Here is an 18,337-nt window from a genome sequence, read left to right on the forward strand (position 1 = left end):
GCCGGAAAGGGCTGCCGGAGATCGGATAATCCCCAGGCTTTTGTTATTTTTTATCGCTATCCTTGTCGTCCGGGTGGTAACTGCCCGGGGGCACGCCCCAGTCGTCGTCCTTCTTGCGCTCTTCTTCCTCGTCGTCCCATTGGCGCAGTTTCATCTTGTCACGGTTTTTCATGACGGTTTTTTCCACCTGCTTGGTGTCCTTGAGGGCGCTGACGAAGAGGCCGACAAGGAACAGCAGGGGCAGGGCGATCCAGAGCCAGACGCTCATGGTTTACTCCTCGGTGGTGGGACGGATAAAGCGGGCGAAAATCTCGTCCAGTAAGTTAAGGATATGCGTTTTTCCGGCCACCGGCCGGGTGCGGATGGCCTCGGCCACCAGGGCCGGGGTCAGGGCGGCGGCGCAAGCGCCGGCCAGGGGCCGGTAGCTCAGGTGCCAGGGCTCCATGGCCACGCCGCCGTCGTCCCGGGCAAAGGGCAGGTAGAAGCCGAAGCGGCCCATGTTGGCCTGCAGCCACCGGCTGAGCGGGTAAAAATAGCCCCCTTCCTGATACTCCCAGGGCTCCAGCCGCAGCCTTTGCCCCGGCGGCAGCAGGGTCGGATCGTAGACGTCCAGATCCGTGCCCCAATGGTGGCGGCTGGTGCCGGGCAGGGCGCTCCAGCGCAAGATGGCCAGGATGCGCTCCGGCTCGGGCAGGGCGAGGGCGTCCAGCGGCTGGCTGGCCGCGTCCAGCAGCGGGCGGCTGCCCTCGAACTTGCCGTTCCAGATCGCCAGCTGGCGGTCGAAGCCGCGAAAGCTCGAGGCCGGGGTCAGGGTAAAGCCCGCCCCGGCCGCCGCCGCCTGCAGGGCGGCGAAGGCCGCCGCCGCTTCCGGTTGCAGCCGGTGGCCCGGCTCGGCCAGCGCCACCAGGTGGTCCTCGGTCAGGCCGAGCAGGGCCTCGGGGGTCATGCCAGCAAGCGCTCCAGTATGCCCTCGTACATGTCGGTGAGCTGCTCCAGATCGGCGATTTTCACGCATTCGTTGAGCTTGTGGATGGTGGCGTTGACCGGCCCGAGTTCGATCACCTGGGCCCCGGTCTGGGCGATAAAGCGCCCGTCGGAGGTGCCGCCGGTGGTAAGCAGGGCCGGCTCCTGGTGGCGTACCGCCTGTACCGCCGCCACCGTGGCCGCCAGCAGATCACCCTGATCGGTGAGGAAGGGCTTGCCGTTGAGCAGCCAGTGCAGCTCGTAGTCCAGGCCATGGGCGTCGAGCACGCTGTGCACCTTGGCCTGGATTTTGTCCTGGTCCAGCTCGGTGCTGAAGCGGAAGTTGAACTGCACCTTCATTTCGCCGGGAATGACGTTGGAGGCGCCGGTGCCGGCGTGGATGTTGGCGATCTGGAAGCTGGTGGGCGGGAAGAACTCGTTGCCCTTGTCCCAGACGGTGTTGGCCAGTTCGGCCAGGGCCGGCGCCGCCTTGTGCACCGGGTTGTCCGCCAGGTGCGGATAGGCCACATGGCCCTGCACGCCCTTGACCAGGAGATCGCCGGTGAGGGAGCCGCGGCGGCCGTTCTTGACCACATCGCCCACCTCGCTGGTGGAGGAGGGCTCGCCCACCAGGCACCAGGTGATTTTCTCGTTACGGGCTTCGAGGGTGTCCACCACCCGGGTGGTGCCGTTGATAAAGGGGCCTTCTTCATCGCTGGTGATCAGGAAGGCGATGGAGCCCTGGTGGTCCGGGTGTTTGGCGACGAAGCGCTCGGTGGCCACCACCATGGCGGCCAGCGACCCCTTCATGTCGGCCGCGCCCCGGCCGTGCAGGTAGCCGTCGATCTCGGTGGCTTCGAAGGGCGGGGTATGCCACTTGTCGAGGGGGCCCGGCGGCACCACGTCGGTATGGCCGGCAAAACAGAACACCGGGCCCTCGGTGCCCTTGCGGGCCCAGAGGTTGGTGGTGTCCTCGAACACCATGGTCTCGAGCCTGAAGCCCAGGGCTTCGAGGCGCGCGCCCATCAACTCCTGGCAGCCTTCGTCTTCGGGGGTAACCGAGGGGCGGTTGATCAGATCCTTGGTCAGGGCCAGCACGGCAGAGTCAGTCATTGTTGTCCTTAATTAGATGTTGAATAGGCGCGAGTAAAGCTCGGCATTAAAGCCCAGGTGCAGCTGGCCATCGAGTTCCAGCAGGGGGCGTTTGATCATGGCCGGATGGGCCAGCAGCAGGGCGGCGGCGGTGTCCGGGCCCAGGGCGGTCTTGTCGGCCTCCGGCAGGGCGCGGTAAGTGGTGCCGCGCTTGTTGACCAGCTGCTCCCAGCCCAGCTGGTCGAGCCAGTGCTCGAGCTGGAGCGGGTCCAGGCCATCGGCCCGGTGATCGATGAAGCGGTAGTCGATGCCCTGCTGCTCCAGCCACTTGCGGGCCTTCTTGACGGTGTCGCAGTTCTTGATGCCGTAGAGTCTGATGGTCATGAAACAGTCCTGTGATTGCTTGGGCGGGATTTTGGCACTTAAGCCCCGGGCCTGCAACCGGCCGGGGCAGGAGGCCAAAATACACTGGCGCATCCTGCGGGCTTTGGGTAGTGTTAGCGTTTTTGCACTTCCTGTCGCAGCCGCACCGGTGCCTGACCAAGGCACTGCCCGAGGCACTTCGATGCTGTTCGCCGTTCAACGAGAAATAAAAGGGGTATGGGTTGGAACTCAAGGAATACTGGAGCGATAGCTGTCACTCCCGGGACTTTAAGCTCACCCGCATCGGTTTCGTCGCCATCCGTTTCCGCTGGCTGGTCACTCTGCTTATCATCGGCATCGCCGGCTGGATTGCCGTCGACTGGTGGGTACTGGATCCGGCCCACTTCAAGCTGCTGTGGAAAGTCCGGTTGATCACCGGCGTCATGCTCACTCCTTTATTGCCGTTAAGCTACCTGTGCAAGCTCAACCGCCGCTGGATGATACTCTCGCTCTACTCCCTGCTCGGCATCCTGCTGGCCTTCAATTTTGTCGGATTGTGGAGTTTCCGGGACGGGGTGCCCATCCCCGTGGGCTATATCGCCTTTCCCTATTTCCTGCTGGCGCTACTGGGGGTGCTGCCGCTGCCGATCAAGTCTGGCCTGCGGGTAGCCGGGGTCATCACCCTGGCGGTGCTGGCCACCGACTACTGGCTCGACTCCCGCAGCCTGAGCAACGGCGCCCTGGTGGACCGTATCTGGCTGCTGCTGGCCTTCAGCCTGGCGATGATCTGGGTGCAGGCGGGGCAACTGCGCATGCTGCTTGATCTGTACCGGGAGTCGACCCGGGATCCCCTGACCCGGCTGATGAACCGCCGGCTGTTCGTGCGCCAGCTGGAGGAGGTGCGCCACCACAGCAGCCCCGACCGGCCCTATACCCTGATCCTGCTGGATCTGGATCGCTTCAAGCGCATCAACGACGACCAGGGCCACCTGATGGGGGACGAGGTGCTGGTCAGCGTGGCCAACACCATCATGGACATCTTCGGTCCCGAGGCCATAGTGGCGCGCTACGGCGGCGAGGAGTTTATCGTGCTGCTGCCCGATACCCCGCTCGAGCAGGGGGCGCGCCAGGCCGAAACCTTGCGGCTGGCGGTGGAGTCCCAGCCGGTGGAAAACCCGCTGGATCAGAGCGAGGTGTCGGTCACCGTCAGCGCCGGCGTGGTGGAAGGCAACCAGGACAGCATCATCCAGGAGCTGTTGCGCCAGGCGGACGAGGCCCTCTACGGCGCCAAGAGCCGGGGCCGCAACTGCGTGGTGGCGGTGCGCTGATCCCTGCCTTGGTGGTGGTCTGGAAAGGGGGCTTGGCTTATACTGCGGCCCAGCCCCCATAACCCCAAAAAGACCCACCCAGGGATTAAAACAAAGCGAGATGTCTTATGCCCCAAGAGCATCAAGAAAAACGAGCCTTATATGTACCCTACGCAGGCCCGGCCCTGCTTGAAACCCCACTGCTGAACAAAGGCAGCGCCTTCAACAAGGCAGAGCGGATCGCCTTTAACCTCGACGGCCTGCTGCCCCACAACATCGAAACCATCGAAGAGCAGGCTTCCCGCGCCTACAAGCAGTACACCGCCTTTCAGAACGACCTCGACAAGCACATCTACCTGCGCAATATCCAGGATACCAACGAAACCCTGTTCTATCGCCTGGTGCAGAACCACCTGACCGAGATGATGCCCATCATCTATACCCCGACCGTGGGGCAGGCCTGTGAGGAGTTCTCCAACATCTACCGTCGGGCCCGGGGGCTGTTCATCTCCTATCCGGACCGGGAGCGCATCGACGACATCCTGCAAAACGCCACCAAGCGCAACGTCAAGGTCATCGTGGTGACCGACGGCGAGCGTATCCTGGGCCTGGGCGACCAGGGCATCGGCGGCATGGGCATTCCCATCGGCAAGCTGTCCCTGTACACCGCCTGCGGCGGTATCTCTCCGGCCTACACCCTGCCGGTGGTGCTGGATGCGGGCACCAACAACCCGCAACTGCTGAAGGACCCCATGTACATGGGGTGGCGCAACCCGCGGGTGACCGGAGAAGAATACGAGCAGTTCGTGGATGCCTTCATCAAGGCGGTGAAGCGCCGCTGGCCCAACGCCCTGCTGCAGTTCGAGGATTTCGCCCAGAAGAACGCCATGCCCCTGCTCAACCGCTACAAGGACGAGCTGTGCTGCTTCAACGACGACATCCAGGGCACCGCCGCCGTGACCCTGGGGTCGCTGATCGCCGCCTGCCAGGCCAGCGGCAGCAAGCTGTCCGAGAAAAAAGTGGCTTTCCTCGGCTCCGGCTCCGCCGGCTGCGGCATCGCCGAGCAGATAGTGGCGCAGATGAAGGCCGAGGGCCTGAGCGACGCCAAGGCCCGGGAGCGGGTGTTCATGGTGGATCGCTTCGGCCTTATCACCGACAACATGCCCAACCTGGTTGACTTCCAGCGTCCCCTGGCCCAGTCCCTCGACCACATCCGGGACTGGCAGGTGGCGGGCGAGAACATCTCCCTGCTGGAGGTGATGCAAAACGCCAGGCCCGATATCCTGATCGGGGTGTCCGGCCAGCCGGGACTGTTCACCGAGGAGGTGATCAAGACCATGCACGCCCACTGCGAGCGGCCCATCGTCTTCCCCCTGTCCAACCCCACCTCCCGGGTGGAGGCGACGCCGGAAGACATCATCAACTGGACCGACGGCCAGGCCCTGGTCGCCACCGGCAGCCCCTTCGCGCCGGTGGAGTACAAGGGCAAGCTGTATGAAATCGCCCAGTGCAACAACTCCTACATCTTCCCCGGCATCGGCCTGGGCGTGCTGGCCTGCGGTGCCCGCCGGGTCACCGATGCCATGCTGATGTCCTCCAGCCGGGCCCTGGCCGCCTGCTCGCCCCTGGCCCAGAACGGCGAAGGTGCCCTGTTGCCGCCGCTGTCGGCGATCCAGGAAGTCAGCCGGCAGATAGCCAAGATGGTGGCCAAGACCGCCCAGTTGCAAGGCCAGGCGCTGCAGACCTCCGACGAGGTGCTGGAGCAGGCGATAGAAGCCAACTTCTGGCGGCCCGAATACCGCAAGTACCGCCGGGTGTCCTTCTAAGGCTCCGCGGATTCTGAAACACAAGGCATGCTCCGGCATGCCTTGTTATTTTCCTACCTTATTCTTTATTCCCCGCCGTTATTACTGACCTTCTGTCAATTCGCTGGCAACGTCTGATCACTTCCAGAATAGCCGGCCCTGTTGCCTCTTCGTACCGTCGTTATAGACAAGCCTTGCAGAGACCTTGAACAGGCTTTAAGTCAGTCTGGGAGTTGCTGGTTGCGTTTTGTAATTTAATTACGTAACTGAGTGAAATGCTGATCCGGATCAATACCCATTAAAGGGTATCTTCTACACTGGTATCAAATCTTTGGTTAAGCCCTCGGGCTCAGGTTTTAGCCAAGGTTTTTTATTTTCGAGTGAGGAGTATCCCTATGGCCGTTTCAACCCTGCAAGAGCTGGACACCCTGGTGGCCCGCGTCAAGGCAGCCCAGCACCGTTATGCCGGCTTCAGCCAGGAGCAGGTGGACAAGATCTTCCGCGCCGCGGCCCTGGCCGCCAACAACGCCCGTATTCCGCTGGCCCAGCAGGCGGTGGCCGAGACCGGCATGGGCCTGGTGGAAGACAAGGTGATCAAGAACCATTTCGCCTCCGAGTACATCTACAACAAGTACAAGGACGAGCGCACCTGCGGCGTGCTGGAGGAAGACAGTGACTTCGGCACCATCACCATCGCCGAGCCGGTGGGCCTGATCTGCGGCATAGTGCCCACCACCAACCCGACTTCCACCGCCATCTTCAAGGCACTGATCGCGCTCAAGACCCGCAACGGCATCATCTTCTCGCCCCACCCGCGGGCCAAGGGTGCCACCTGCGAAGCCGCCCGCCTGGTACTGCAGGCGGCGGTCGAGGCCGGCGCGCCGCGCGACATCATCGGCTGGATTGACACCCCCTCGGTGGCCCTGTCCAACCACCTGATGCAGCACCCGGACATCAACCTGATCCTGGCCACCGGCGGGCCCGGCATGGTGAAGGCCGCCTATTCCTCCGGCAAGCCGGCCATCGGCGTGGGCGCGGGCAATACCCCCGTGGTGATCGACGAATCCGCCGACATCAAGCGGGCGGTGGCGTCCATCGTCATGTCCAAGACCTTCGACAACGGCGTGGTCTGCGCCTCCGAGCAGGCGGTGATCGTGCTGGACGAGGTCTACGACCAGGTCAGGGCCCGCTTCCAGAGCCACGGTGGCTATGTGCTGCCTGCCGCCGACGCCGACAAGGTACGGGCGGTGATCCTCAAAAACGGTGCCCTCAACGCCGATATCGTGGGTCAGTCGGCCCAGACCATCGCCGCCATGGCGGGGGTGGAGGTGCCAGCCAGCACCCGTATCCTGATCGGCGAAGGGCTGGCCATCGGTCACGATGAGCCCTTCGCCCACGAAAAACTGTCGCCGACGCTCGGCATGTTCCGCGCCCGCGACTTCGCTGAGGCCCTGGACATGGCGGAGCAGATGGTGATCCTGGGTGGCATCGGCCACACCTCCACCCTCTATACCGACCAGGATCTCAACGCCGAGCGCATCCGCCAGTTCGGCGATCGGATGAAGACCGCCCGCATCCTGGTCAATACCCCGGCTTCCCACGGGGGCATCGGCGACCTGTACAACTTCAAGCTGGCGCCGTCCCTGACCCTGGGCTGCGGCTCCTGGGGCGGAAACTCCATCTCCGAAAACGTGGGACCCAAGCACCTGATCAACCGTAAAGTCGTGGCCAAGAGGGCGGAAAACATGCTGTGGCACAAGCTTCCCAAGTCCATCTACTTCCGCCGGGGCTGCCTGGCCGAGGCGCTGACCGATCTGGGCGGCAAGCGCCGGGCCATGGTGGTGACCGACTCCTTCCTGTTCAACAGCGGTTACGCCGACAAGGTCGGCCGCCTGCTGAAGCAGCAGGGCATGGAGGTGGAGGTGTTCCATGAGGTGGAAGCGGATCCGACGCTGGCCACGGTGCGCAAGGGGGCCGAGCGCATGCTGCACTTCCAGCCCGATGTCATCGTCGCCCTGGGCGGGGGGTCCCCCATGGACGCGGCCAAGATCATGTGGGTGATGTACGAGCATCCCGACACCCACTTCGAAGAGCTGTCCATGCGCTTTATGGATATCCGCAAGCGCATCTACCGCTTCCCGAAAATGGGAGGCAAGGCGGCCATGGTGTGCATCCCCACCACCTCGGGCACCGGCTCGGAAGTGACCCCCTTTGCGGTGGTGACCGACGACCAGACCGGCATCAAGTACCCGCTGGCGGACTACGAGCTGACCCCGGACATGGCCATCATCGATGCGGATCTGGTGATGAACCTGCCCAAGTCCCTGACCGCCTTCGGCGGCCTGGATGCGGTCACCCACGCCCTGGAAGCCTATGTGTCGGTGCTGGCCAACGAATACGCCGACGGACAGGCGCTGCAGGCCCTGACCCTGCTGAAGAACTACCTGCCGGCGGCCTACCACAAGGGGGCCCAGGATCCGCAGGCGCGGGAGAAGGTGCACAATGGCGCCACCCTGGCCGGTGTGGCTTTCGCCCAGTCTTTCCTCGGGGTCTGCCACTCCATGGCCCACAAGATCGGCGCCGAGTTCCACCTGCCCCACGGCCTGGCCAACGCCCTGCTGATCAGCAACGTCATTCGCTACAACGCCAATGACAACCCGACCAAGCAGACCGCCTTCAGCCAGTACGACCGGCCCCAGGCCAAGTGCCGCTACGGCGAGGTGGCGGTGCACCTGGGCCTGGCCGCGGTGAACGACAGCAACGACACCAAGGTGGAGAAGCTGGTGGCCTGGCTGGACGGCCTGAAGGCCGAGCTTGGGGTTCCGGCCTCCATCCGCGACGCCGGGGTCAACGAGGCCGACTTCCTCGCCAAACTCGACGAACTGGCCATCGCCGCCTTCGACGATCAGTGCACCGGTGCCAACCCGCGCTACCCGCTGATAGCGGAACTCAGGCAACTGCTGCACGACAGCTTCTACGGCCTGGCCTACCAGGAAGGTGTGGAACGGGAGCCGGACGCCCGCAAGAGCAATGTGAAAAAACTGAAGACCAAGGCGAGCTGACCCAGCCTCGCTCAAAAAACGCCGGCCCAGCCGGCGTTTTTTGTTTTTAGTAACAACTGAAACTGTGACGTAGTCGTTGTTATTGGATTATTTTGCTGCGAAAACGTTTTACAGCGGTTTTGTAAGCTTTGTTTTGATCTTGTTTTAGTGTTTTGTCGTGGTATAATCAGATGGAACTATAGCACGGGTCGGCAGGGTAGCCGCGGTGTCGGCGTCTGTCCGGGCCCCTTCAAGGAGAGAAAAACAATGACCTTCCAGAAAACCATCCTGGCCAGTTCCCTCTTTTCCCTGCTGAGCCTGGGTCTTTCCGGCCAGGCGCTGGCGGCGGAGGTGCCCGAGGGCACCCGGCTGGCCGAGGTGCAGCAACTGGTGCGGGGCAACGGCTCCGAACCCGCCTCGCTGGATCCCCACAAGACCGAGGGGGTGCCCGAGTCCAATGTGCTGCGGGATCTGTTCGAAGGCCTGGTCACCTCGGGCCCCAATGGCGAGATCCTGCCCGGCGTGGCCGAGCGCTGGGAAACCGCCGACAACCAGGTCTATCGGTTCCACCTGCGCGAGGACGCTCGCTGGTCCAACGGCGATCCGGTTACCGCCCATGACTTCGAATATGCCTTCAAGCGGGCGGTGGATCCCAGGACCGCGTCACCCTATTCCTGGTACATGGAAAAGGCCACCATCGAGAACGCCACCGAGGTGGTTAACGGCAAACTGCCACCCGAGGCGCTGGGGGTCAGGGCCCTGGACGACCACACCCTGGAGGTGACCCTGGCCAAGCCGGTGCCCTATTTCGTGGGCATGATGTTCCACACCACCACCTACCCGGTGCACCGCGCCACCGTGGAAAAATACGGTGACGAGTGGACCCGGGTCGGCAACATGGTGTCCAACGGCGCCTACACCCTGTCCAACTGGGTGGTGAACGAACGCATCGAACTCAAGCGTAACGAACACTACTGGGACAACGCCAGCACCGTGGTTGAGCAGGTGACCTACCTGCCCATCCCGTCCCAGAACGCCGAAATGAACCGCTTCCTGTCCGGCGAGCTGGACATGACCTATGAAATCCCCCTCGAGCATTTCAAACGACTCTCGAGCCAGCATCCGGACAAGGTGCGGGTGGGCGGCTACGTGGGCACCTATTACTACCAGTTCAACACCCGTAAACCGCCCTTCGACGACGCCCGGGTGCGCAACGCCCTGTCCTACGCCATCGACCGGGACATCATCGCCAACATGGTGATGGGACAGGGGGAGATCCCCGCCTACACCCTGGCGCCCGAGGTGGTGGACGGTTTCACCCCGCCGGCGGTGGCCTGGGCGGACTGGTCCCAGGCCGAGCGGGATGCCAGGGCCAAGGCGCTGATCGAAGAGGCCGGCTACGGCAAGGGCAAGCCGCTCAAATTCCAGTTGCTCTACAACACCAACGACAACCACCGCAAGGTGGCGGTGGCCATCGCCTCCATGTGGAAGAAGCACCTGGGAGTGGAAGTGGAGCTGGTCAACCAGGAATGGAAGACTTACCTGGATACCAAGACCCAGGGCAACTTCGAGGTAGCCCGGGCCGGCTGGATCGCCGACTATAACGAAGCGTCCAGCATGCTGGATCTGATGCAGACCACCCACGGCAACAACGACGGCAAGTATTCCAATCCCGAATTCGACCGCCTGATGGCCGACTCCCGTCTGGCCACTGACGACGAGACGCGCAACCAACTCTACGCCCAGGCCGAGGAAATCCTGGCGGTGGACATGCCCATCGCCCCCATCTACCAGTATGTGAAGGCGCGGCTGGTGCAGCCCCATGTGGGCGGCTACCCGGACAACCCGCTGGACAATATCTACAGCAAGGATCTCTATATCCAGGCTAACTAAAGAATCTGTTTAACATCTTTACGAAGCTTGTCTGTAACGACACAACGAAGAGTCAACAGGGCTACCTCCACCGACACGCTGCAAGCACATCCCTGTGACGCTCGGCACATGCCATCCCTGGCATGTGCCGGTCGGTGGAGGCGATCCCTGTCGCCTCTTCCAGGCTCCGCTGTTATCTGCGGGGCACGCTAACAGGCGACACTGAAGCGTGAGGAAGGACAAAGGGTGCTGCTCCGCCGACCCACCGCGCCATGGATGGCGCGGTGGAGCCCCCAGGGATGGGTTTACGGCGAGTCGGCGGAGTAGTGCGCTTTGGCCGAGTAAAAAGATTTCAAACAGGCTCCAAGAGACCAGGGGAAGCCGCCCGGTGGCGGCCCCTTCGTGATTTGCCAACTGCCTGTGAGCAGAGGTTCAGGATGTTCAAATTTATTCTCAAGCGGGTGCTGGAAGCCATTCCCACCCTGCTGGTGTTGATCACCGTTTCCTTCTTTATGATGCGCTTCGCGCCGGGCAACCCCTTCAGCTCGGAGCGGGCCCTGCCGCCGGAAGTGATGGCCAATATCGAGGCCAAGTACGGTCTCGACAAGCCGGTACTGCAGCAATATTTCAGCTACCTCGGCAACCTGGCCCAGGGTGACCTGGGGCCTTCCTTCAAGTACAAGGACTTCAGCGTCAACGATCTGGTGGCCCAGGCGCTGCCGGTGTCCGCCAAAATTGGCCTGTTCGCCTTCGGCGGCGCCGTGCTGCTGGGGGTGGGCGCCGGCATCATGGCGGCGCTCCGGCAGAACAGCTGGCTCGACTATGCGGTGATGTCCACCGCCATGCTGGGGGTGGTGATCCCTTCCTTCGTGCTGGCGCCGGTGCTGATCCTGGTGTTCGCCATCCACCTGAAATGGCTGCCCGCCGGCGGCTGGCAGGGGGGCGGCTGGCAGTTCATGGTACTGCCGGTGGTGGGCATGATGATGCACTATATCGCCGCCATCGCCCGCATCACGCGCGGCTCCATGATCGAGACCATGAACGCCAACTTCATCCGTACCGCCCGGGCCAAGGGGCTGCCCATGGCGCGCATCGTGCTGCGCCATGCCCTGCGTCCGGCGCTGCTGCCGGTGGTGTCCTACCTGGGCCCGGCCTTCGTCGGCATCATCACCGGATCCGTGGTGATCGAAACCATCTTCGGTCTGCCCGGCATCGGCCAGCTGTTCGTCAATGGCGCCCTCAACCGGGATTACTCCATGGTGCTGGGGCTGACCATACTGGTGGGTGCCCTCACCATTACCTTCAATGCGGTGGTCGACATCCTGTATGCGGTGATCGATCCCAAGATCCGTTACTGAGCCGAGGTGAGCCATGGTGGTAACCAAAGACAAGCAAGCGGCGGTGCTGCAGTTTGCCGAGCAACTGGACGTGGAGGGGCGTTCGCTCTGGGCCGACGCCCGCCGCCGCTTCCTGCACAACAGGGCGGCGCTGGTCAGCCTGATCATACTGGTGTTGATGGCATTGCTGGTGGTACTGGGGCCGCGCTTCGCTCCCTATGCCTTCGATGAAACCGACTGGAGCGCCATGATGGCGGCTCCCAGCCTGGAGAGCCGCCACTACTTCGGCACCGACTCCCTGGGCCGGGATCTGTTCGTACGCACCCTGATGGGGGGGCAGATTTCGTTGATGGTGGGTCTGCTCGGTGCCCTGGTGGCGGTGGTGATCGGCACCCTCTACGGCGCCACCGCGGGCTTTGTGGGCGGGCGGACCGACCGGGTGATGATGCGGCTGCTGGAGATCCTCTATTCCTTCCCCTTCATGTTCTTCGTGATCCTGCTGGTGACCTTCTTCGGCCGCAATATCCTGCTGATCTTCTTTGCCATCGGCGCGGTCAGTTGGCTCGACATGGCGCGTATCGTGCGCGGCCAGACCCTGAGCCTCAAGGGCAAGGAGTTCATCGAGGCGGCCGAGGTGTGCGGGGTGAGCAAGCTCAACATCATCGTACGCCACATAGTGCCGAACGTGCTCGGCATCGTGGTGGTGTACGCCACCCTGTTGGTGCCGGGCATGATACTGTTCGAGTCTTTCCTGAGCTTCCTCGGCCTGGGAGTGCAGGAGCCCATGACCAGTTGGGGGGCGCTGCTGGACGAAGGGGCCAAGGCGATGGAAATCGCCCCCTGGCAACTGCTGTTTCCCGCCGTGTTCATGGTGGTGACCCTGTTCTGTTTCAACTTCCTGGGCGACGGTCTGCGCGACGCCCTGGATCCCAAGGACCGCTGAGGAGAGCGCCATGAATCTGCTTGATGTGACCGAGCTGAGGGTGGAATTCGCCACCCCCGAAGGCCGGGTGGTGGCGGTCAACGACCTGACCTTCGGGTTGGCCGCCGGCGAGACCCTGGGCATCGTCGGCGAGTCCGGCTCGGGCAAGAGCCAGACCGCCTTCGCCATCATGGGCCTGCTGGCCAAAAACGGCCGCACCGCCGGCCAGATCCGCTACCAGGGCCGGGAACTGCTCGGCCTGCCGACCCGGGAGCTCAACAAGATCCGGGCCGAAGACATCGCCATGATCTTCCAGGATCCCATGACCTCCCTCAATCCCTATATGAAGGTGGGGGAGCAACTGATGGAGGTGCTGATGCTGCACAAGGGCATGGGCAAGGCCGGGGCCTTCGTGGAGTCGGTGCGGATGCTGGAGGCGGTGAAGATCCCCGAGGCCCGCAACCGCATGAACCGCTATCCCCACGAGTTTTCCGGCGGCATGCGTCAGCGGGTGATGATCGCCATGGCGCTGCTGTGCCGGCCAAAACTGCTGATCGCCGACGAGCCCACCACCGCCCTGGACGTGACGGTGCAGGCCCAGATCATGAGCCTGCTGCAGGAACTCAAGACCGAGTTCAACACCGCCATCATCCTTATCACCCACGATCTGGGGGTGGTGGCCGGCAGTTGCGACAAGGTGCTGGTGATGTACGCCGGCCGCACCATGGAATACGGCCCGGTGCGGGATATCTTCTACCGGCCGAGCCACCCCTATACCGAAGGGTTGCTCAAGGCCATCCCCCGGCTGGACGGGGAGGCGGCCGAGCTGCCCACCATCGCCGGAAACCCGCCCAACCTGTTGCGGCTGCCGCCGGGCTGTCCCTTCCAGCAGCGCTGCGACCAGGTGCAGTCCCGTTGCCGGCAACAGGCGCCGGCGCTGATCCCGTTCGGCGACGGTCGCCGCCGGGCCTGTTTCCGCGAACTGGAGGTGAGCCATGTCTGAGCCGCTGCTGCAAATCCGCGATCTCAAGGTGCATTTCAACATCAGGGCGGAGAAATCCTGGCCCTGGGAGCCGCCCCGGGTGCTGAAAGCGGTGGACGGGGTCAGCCTGGATCTCCACCAGGGGGAAACCCTGGGCGTGGTGGGTGAGTCGGGCTGCGGCAAGTCCACCTTCGCCCGGGCGGTGATCGGCCTGGTGCCGGCCAGCGCCGGCCAGGTGTTGTGGCGGGGCGAGGACTTGACCCAGTTGTCCCACGCCGAGCTGCGGGAGCGGCGCAAGGACATCCAGATGATCTTCCAGGACCCCCTGGCTTCCCTCAATCCGCGTATGACCATAGGGGACATCATCGCCGAGCCGCTCGTCACCTATTACCCACGCCTGCCGAAGGCGCAGGTGAAGGAAAAGGTGAGGGCCATGATGAGCCGGGTGGGTCTGTTGCCCAACCTTATCAACCGCTATCCCCATGAGTTTTCCGGCGGCCAGTGTCAGCGTATCGGCATCGCCCGGGCCCTGATCCTGGAGCCCAAACTGGTGATCTGCGACGAGCCGGTGTCGGCGCTGGACGTGTCCATCCAGGCCCAGGTGGTCAACCTGCTGAAGCAGTTGCAACGGGAGATGGGACTGTCGCTCATCTTCATCGCCCACGATCTGTCGGTGGTCAAGCACATCGCGGACCGGGTGCTGGTGATGTACCTGGGCAACGGGGTGGAGCTGGCCCGGAAACCGGCGCTGTACGCCGCTCCCGGCCATCCCTATACCCGGGCCCTGCTCAGCGCCGTGCCCATCCCGGATCCGGATCTGGAACGGGGCAAGGCCATCCAGTTGCTGGCGGGCGAGCTGCCGTCGCCCATGGCGCCACCCTCGGGCTGCGTGTTCCGCACCCGCTGCCCCCTGGCGGACGAGCGGTGCGCCAAGGAACGGCCGCGGCTCGCCGGCGAGGGCGAACACCTGGTGTCCTGCCTGAAGGCGGGTTGAGCGCAGCCGTTGGGGTTGAAAAGCGCTATTTATGCCTCATATTGCCCAACGGGAGCGGACTGCCGCTCGACGCTGGTTTTCTGCCTCGCTATAATGCCGCGTCTTAATTTGCCATGAAGGCCCCGGGTCTTCGACAGAATTCAAGGAGCAGCCGGGCTGCTTCCCACATATCACAGGGTCAGCACCACGGTGCTGAAGAAAATTGAGGTAAGAGAATGCAAGTTTCTGTAGAGACGACCCAAGGCCTGGAGCGCCGTCTGACCATCACAGTACCGGCCGACAAGGTAGAAGGCGAAGTGAACAGCCGCCTGCGTCAGCTGGCCAAGACCCGTCGTATCGACGGTTTCCGTCCGGGCAAGGCGCCTTTCTCCATCATCAAGAAGATGTTCGGCCCCTCCGTTGAAGCCGACGTGGCCGGCGAGCTGATGCAGCGCAACTTCTTCGAAGCCGTGATCAGCGAGAAGCTGAACCCGGCCGGCATGCCGACCATGGAGCCCGCCGCCATCAAGGCCGGCGAAGACTTCACCTTCACCGCCACCTTCGAAGTTTACCCGGAAGTGGAAGTGAAGGGCCTGGACGCGGTGAGCGTCGAGAAGCCCCAGGCCGAGGTGACCGAGGCCGATCTGGACAAGATGATCGACACCCTGCGCAAGCAGCACGCCGACTGGGTAGCCGTTGAGCGCGAAGCCGCCGACGGCGACCGGGTGACCATGAACTTCGTGGGCTCCGTGGACGGTGAAGAGTTCGAAGGCGGCGCCGCCGAAGACTTCGTGCTGGTGCTGGGCTCCGGCCGCATGATCCCCGGCTTCGAAGAAGGCCTGCTGGGCAAGAAAGTCGGTGATGACTTTACCCTGGAAGTGACCTTCCCCGAGGAATACCACGCCGAACACCTGAAGGGCAAGCCGGCCCAGTTCGCCATCGCCGTGACCAAGGTCGAGGCCCAGCAACTGCCCGAGCTGACCGAGGAATTCGTGCAGCGTTTCGGCATTGCCGACGGCTCCGTCGACGGCCTCAAGGCCGAAGTGCGCAAGAACATGGAGCGCGAGCTGGCCCAGGCCCTGAAGGCCTCCGTCAAGGATCAGGTGATCGACGGTCTGCTGGAGCAGAACCCGGTGGACGTGCCCAAGTCCCTGATCGACAGCGAAATCGACACCCTGCGCAAGCAGGCGCTGCAGCGTTTCGGCGGCCTGGATCCCAAGAACGCCCCGCAGCTGCCCGCCGAGCTGTTCAAGGAGCAGGCCGAGCGTCGCGTACGCGTGGGCCTGCTGCTGGGTGAAGTGATCAAGCAGAACGAGATCAAGGCCGACGACGCCAAGGTCCAGGAAATCATCGCTTCCATGGCGTCCGCCTACGAGGACCCGGCCGAGGTGATCGCCTATTACAACGAAAACCAGCAACTGCTGGAAAACGTGCGTAACCTGGCCATCGAAGATCAGGCCATCGAATTCGTGCTGGCCCAGGCCAAGGTGACCGACAAGCAGGTCAGCTTCGACGAACTGATGAACAAGCCGGGCGTCGGTGCTTAAGAACATTTGACTTAAGCATTAAGCTCTTGCGTATAATGGCCCCAGTGTGAGTGCACTTGGGCCATTTTGTTTTGGGGACAATATCTTATGTCAAGCAATCATAATCCGATGATGGACGGGCCCCTGGCTGCCCTGATCCCCATGGTGGTGGAGCAGACCGCCAAGGGGGAACGTTCCTACGATATTTACTCGCGCCTGCTGAAAGAGCGGGTGATCTTCCTGACCGGCCAGGTCGAAGACCACATGGCCAACCTGATCTGTGCCCAGCTGCTGTTCCTGGAGTCGGAAAACCCGGAGAAGGACATCTACCTCTATATCAACTCGCCGGGTGGCTCGGTGACCGCGGGCATGTCCATCTATGATACCATGCAGTTCATCAAGCCGGACATCAGCACGGTGTGCATGGGCCAGGCCTGCTCCATGGGTGCCTTCCTGCTGGCGGGCGGTGCCGCGGGCAAGCGCTTCGCCCTGCCCAACAGCCGGGTGATGATCCACCAGCCCCTGGGCGGCTTCCAGGGCCAGGCGTCGGACATCCAGATCCACGCCAAGGAAATTCTGTATATCAAAGAGAAGCTCAACCGGCTGTTGGCCGAGCACACCGGCCAGGAGCTGGCGGTAATAGAGCGCGATACCGACCGCGACAACTTTATGTCGGCGGCCCAGGCCAAAGAATACGGCCTGGTCGACGAGGTCCTGTTCAAGCGCGATTGAGCAAAGCGGGGAGGGGTGCTGTACACTCTTGTTAAGAGCTGGTAGACGCTCCTCAGCCTGTACGCATACGAGGTGACTGAATGACAGACAAACGCAGGGGCGAAGGGGATGGCGGCAAACTGCTGTACTGTTCTTTTTGCGGTAAAAGCCAACACGAAGTGCGTAAGCTCATCGCCGGCCCTTCCGTCTATATATGCGACGAATGTGTCGAACTGTGCGAAGACATCATCCGGGAAGAAATCAAGGACATCTCGCCCAAGCGGGAAGGCAGCGCCCTGCCCACGCCCCACGAGATCCGCGCCCACCTGGATGACTATGTCATCGGTCAGGATCACGCCAAGAAAGTGCTGGCGGTGGCGGTGTACAACCACTACAAGCGGCTGCGCAATGCCGGCAGCACCGACGGCGTCGAACTCGGCAAGTCCAACATCCTGCTGATCGGCCCCACCGGCTCGGGCAAGACCCTGCTGGCCGAAACCCTGGCCCGGCTGCTGGACGTGCCCTTCACCATGGCCGACGCCACCACCCTGACCGAAGCCGGTTACGTGGGCGAGGACGTGGAGAACATCATCCAGAAGCTGCTGCAGAAATGCGACTACGACGTGGAAAAGGCCCAGCGCGGCATCGTCTATATCGACGAGATCGACAAGATTTCCCGCAAGTCCGACAATCCCTCCATCACCCGGGATGTGTCCGGTGAAGGGGTACAGCAGGCGCTGCTGAAGCTGATCGAGGGCACCGTCGCCTCGGTACCGCCCCAGGGCGGGCGCAAGCATCCCCAGCAGGAGTTCCTGCAGGTGGACACCTCCAAGATCCTGTTCATCTGCGGCGGCGCCTTCGCCGGCCTGGACAAGGTGATCGAGCAGCGCTTGGACAAGGGGACCGGCATCGGTTTCGGCGCCGAGGTCAAGACCAAGAGCGAGAAGGCCTCCCTGAGCGAGATCTTCACCCGGGTGGAGCCCGAGGATCTGGTCAAGTACGGCCTGATCCCCGAGTTTATCGGTCGTCTGCCGGTGGTCGCCACCCTCACCGAGCTGGACGAAGACGCCCTGGTGCAGATCCTGTCCGAGCCCAAGAACGCCCTCACCAAGCAGTACGCGGCCCTGTTTTCCCTGGAAGACGTGGATCTCGAGTTCCGTGACGACGCCCTGCGTGCCATCGCCCGCAAGGCCATGGAGCGCAAGACCGGCGCCCGCGGCCTGCGTTCCATCGTGGAAGGCGTGCTGCTCGACACCATGTATGACCTGCCGTCCATGAGTGACGTGGCCAAGGTGGTGATCGACGAAACCGTGATCAAGGGCGAATCCGCGCCTATCCTTATCTACCAGAAAGGCGAGGCACAGGCCGCCTCCGGCGACTGATTGGGGTATTTTTAAGCGGTTAAAAGGGGCCTTTGGCCCCTTTTTCTGTTTTTGTACCTGC

General features: G+C 63.0%; 15 protein-coding genes. 11 read left to right on the top strand and 4 right to left on the bottom strand.

Annotated features, from left to right (window positions below; translation table 11 throughout):
* Nucleotides 1–43: 43 nt before the first annotated feature.
* From AN401_RS05375 to AN401_RS05390, 4 genes are read right to left on the bottom strand one after another with little or no spacing between them, the layout of a single operon-like run.
* Nucleotides 44–268 (bottom strand): hypothetical protein, encoded by a 225-nt coding sequence (locus AN401_RS05375; protein WP_096778714.1) that lies wholly within the window; start codon nt 266–268, stop codon nt 44–46.
* Nucleotides 269–271: 3 nt separating this feature from the next.
* Nucleotides 272–946, bottom strand: coding sequence for a M15 family metallopeptidase (locus tag AN401_RS05380; RefSeq protein WP_096778715.1), 675 nt, complete (start codon nt 944–946; stop codon nt 272–274).
* Complete coding sequence (gene dapE / locus AN401_RS05385) at nt 943–2,076, bottom strand: succinyl-diaminopimelate desuccinylase (RefSeq protein WP_096778716.1); 1,134 nt, start codon at nt 2,074–2,076, stop codon at nt 943–945. The genes AN401_RS05380 and dapE overlap by 4 nt, the downstream gene beginning before the upstream one ends.
* 12 nt (nt 2,077–2,088) lie before the next feature.
* Complete coding sequence (locus AN401_RS05390) at nt 2,089–2,439, bottom strand: ArsC family reductase (RefSeq protein ID WP_096778717.1); 351 nt, start codon at nt 2,437–2,439, stop codon at nt 2,089–2,091.
* Between the two features lie 221 nt (nt 2,440–2,660).
* Between AN401_RS05390 and AN401_RS05395 the strand changes: the two genes are divergently transcribed.
* The 11 genes from AN401_RS05395 to clpX all read left to right on the top strand — a co-directional run bounded on the left by AN401_RS05395 (nt 2,661) and on the right by clpX (nt 18,276).
* The gene (locus tag AN401_RS05395; RefSeq protein WP_094040419.1) at nt 2,661–3,746 is read left to right on the top strand and encodes a GGDEF domain-containing protein; all 1,086 of its coding nucleotides are present in this window, start codon (nt 2,661–2,663) and stop codon (nt 3,744–3,746) included.
* Nucleotides 3,747–3,853: 107 nt separating this feature from the next.
* Nucleotides 3,854–5,551 (top strand): NAD-dependent malic enzyme, encoded by a 1,698-nt coding sequence (locus AN401_RS05400; RefSeq protein WP_094040420.1) that lies wholly within the window; start codon nt 3,854–3,856, stop codon nt 5,549–5,551.
* Between the two features lie 374 nt (nt 5,552–5,925).
* Nucleotides 5,926–8,592 (top strand): bifunctional acetaldehyde-CoA/alcohol dehydrogenase, encoded by a 2,667-nt coding sequence (gene adhE / locus AN401_RS05405; RefSeq protein WP_094040421.1) that lies wholly within the window; start codon nt 5,926–5,928, stop codon nt 8,590–8,592.
* 246 nt (nt 8,593–8,838) lie between these two features.
* Entirely contained in the window at nt 8,839–10,464 is a 1,626-nt protein-coding gene (locus tag AN401_RS05410) for an ABC transporter substrate-binding protein (RefSeq protein ID WP_096778718.1), read from the top strand.
* A gap of 416 nt (nt 10,465–10,880) precedes the next feature.
* Nucleotides 10,881–11,801 (top strand): oligopeptide ABC transporter permease OppB, encoded by a 921-nt coding sequence (gene oppB, locus AN401_RS05415; RefSeq protein ID WP_094040423.1) that lies wholly within the window; start codon nt 10,881–10,883, stop codon nt 11,799–11,801.
* A gap of 13 nt (nt 11,802–11,814) precedes the next feature.
* The gene (oppC, locus tag AN401_RS05420) at nt 11,815–12,723 is read left to right on the top strand and encodes an oligopeptide ABC transporter permease OppC (protein WP_096778719.1); all 909 of its coding nucleotides are present in this window, start codon (nt 11,815–11,817) and stop codon (nt 12,721–12,723) included.
* 10 nt (nt 12,724–12,733) lie between these two features.
* Entirely contained in the window at nt 12,734–13,705 is a 972-nt protein-coding gene (oppD, locus tag AN401_RS05425) for an oligopeptide ABC transporter ATP-binding protein OppD (RefSeq protein ID WP_096778720.1), read from the top strand.
* Entirely contained in the window at nt 13,698–14,678 is a 981-nt protein-coding gene (gene oppF, locus AN401_RS05430; RefSeq protein ID WP_096778721.1) for a murein tripeptide/oligopeptide ABC transporter ATP binding protein OppF, read from the top strand. Before oppD ends, oppF begins: the two co-directional genes overlap by 8 nt.
* 215 nt (nt 14,679–14,893) lie before the next feature.
* The gene (gene tig / locus AN401_RS05435; RefSeq protein ID WP_094040427.1) at nt 14,894–16,204 is read left to right on the top strand and encodes a trigger factor; all 1,311 of its coding nucleotides are present in this window, start codon (nt 14,894–14,896) and stop codon (nt 16,202–16,204) included.
* 87 nt (nt 16,205–16,291) lie between these two features.
* Entirely contained in the window at nt 16,292–16,915 is a 624-nt protein-coding gene (gene clpP / locus AN401_RS05440; RefSeq protein WP_094040428.1) for an ATP-dependent Clp endopeptidase proteolytic subunit ClpP, read from the top strand.
* Between the two features lie 80 nt (nt 16,916–16,995).
* On the top strand, nt 16,996–18,276 hold the full coding sequence (gene clpX, locus AN401_RS05445; protein ID WP_094040429.1) for an ATP-dependent protease ATP-binding subunit ClpX: 1,281 nt from the start codon (nt 16,996–16,998) through the stop codon (nt 18,274–18,276).
* Nucleotides 18,277–18,337 lie beyond the last annotated feature (61 nt).

Source organism: Zobellella denitrificans (genome assembly GCF_002407485.1).
Taxonomy (GTDB): Bacteria; Pseudomonadota; Gammaproteobacteria; order Enterobacterales; family Aeromonadaceae; genus Oceanimonas; species Oceanimonas denitrificans.

Coding starts and splice junctions, on each gene's coding strand:
- AN401_RS05375 (WP_096778714.1), bottom strand. CDS start 268: ATGAGCGTCTGGCTCTGGATCGCCCTGCCCCTGCTGTTCCTTGTCGGC.
- AN401_RS05380 (WP_096778715.1), bottom strand. CDS start 946: ATGACCCCCGAGGCCCTGCTCGGCCTGACCGAGGACCACCTGGTGGCG.
- dapE (WP_096778716.1), bottom strand. CDS start 2,076: ATGACTGACTCTGCCGTGCTGGCCCTGACCAAGGATCTGATCAACCGC.
- AN401_RS05390 (WP_096778717.1), bottom strand. CDS start 2,439: ATGACCATCAGACTCTACGGCATCAAGAACTGCGACACCGTCAAGAAG.
- AN401_RS05400 (WP_094040420.1), top strand. CDS start 3,854: ATGCCCCAAGAGCATCAAGAAAAACGAGCCTTATATGTACCCTACGCA.
- adhE (WP_094040421.1), top strand. CDS start 5,926: ATGGCCGTTTCAACCCTGCAAGAGCTGGACACCCTGGTGGCCCGCGTC.
- AN401_RS05410 (WP_096778718.1), top strand. CDS start 8,839: ATGACCTTCCAGAAAACCATCCTGGCCAGTTCCCTCTTTTCCCTGCTG.
- oppB (WP_094040423.1), top strand. CDS start 10,881: ATGTTCAAATTTATTCTCAAGCGGGTGCTGGAAGCCATTCCCACCCTG.
- oppC (WP_096778719.1), top strand. CDS start 11,815: ATGGTGGTAACCAAAGACAAGCAAGCGGCGGTGCTGCAGTTTGCCGAG.
- oppD (WP_096778720.1), top strand. CDS start 12,734: ATGAATCTGCTTGATGTGACCGAGCTGAGGGTGGAATTCGCCACCCCC.
- oppF (WP_096778721.1), top strand. CDS start 13,698: ATGTCTGAGCCGCTGCTGCAAATCCGCGATCTCAAGGTGCATTTCAAC.
- tig (WP_094040427.1), top strand. CDS start 14,894: ATGCAAGTTTCTGTAGAGACGACCCAAGGCCTGGAGCGCCGTCTGACC.
- clpP (WP_094040428.1), top strand. CDS start 16,292: ATGTCAAGCAATCATAATCCGATGATGGACGGGCCCCTGGCTGCCCTG.
- clpX (WP_094040429.1), top strand. CDS start 16,996: ATGACAGACAAACGCAGGGGCGAAGGGGATGGCGGCAAACTGCTGTAC.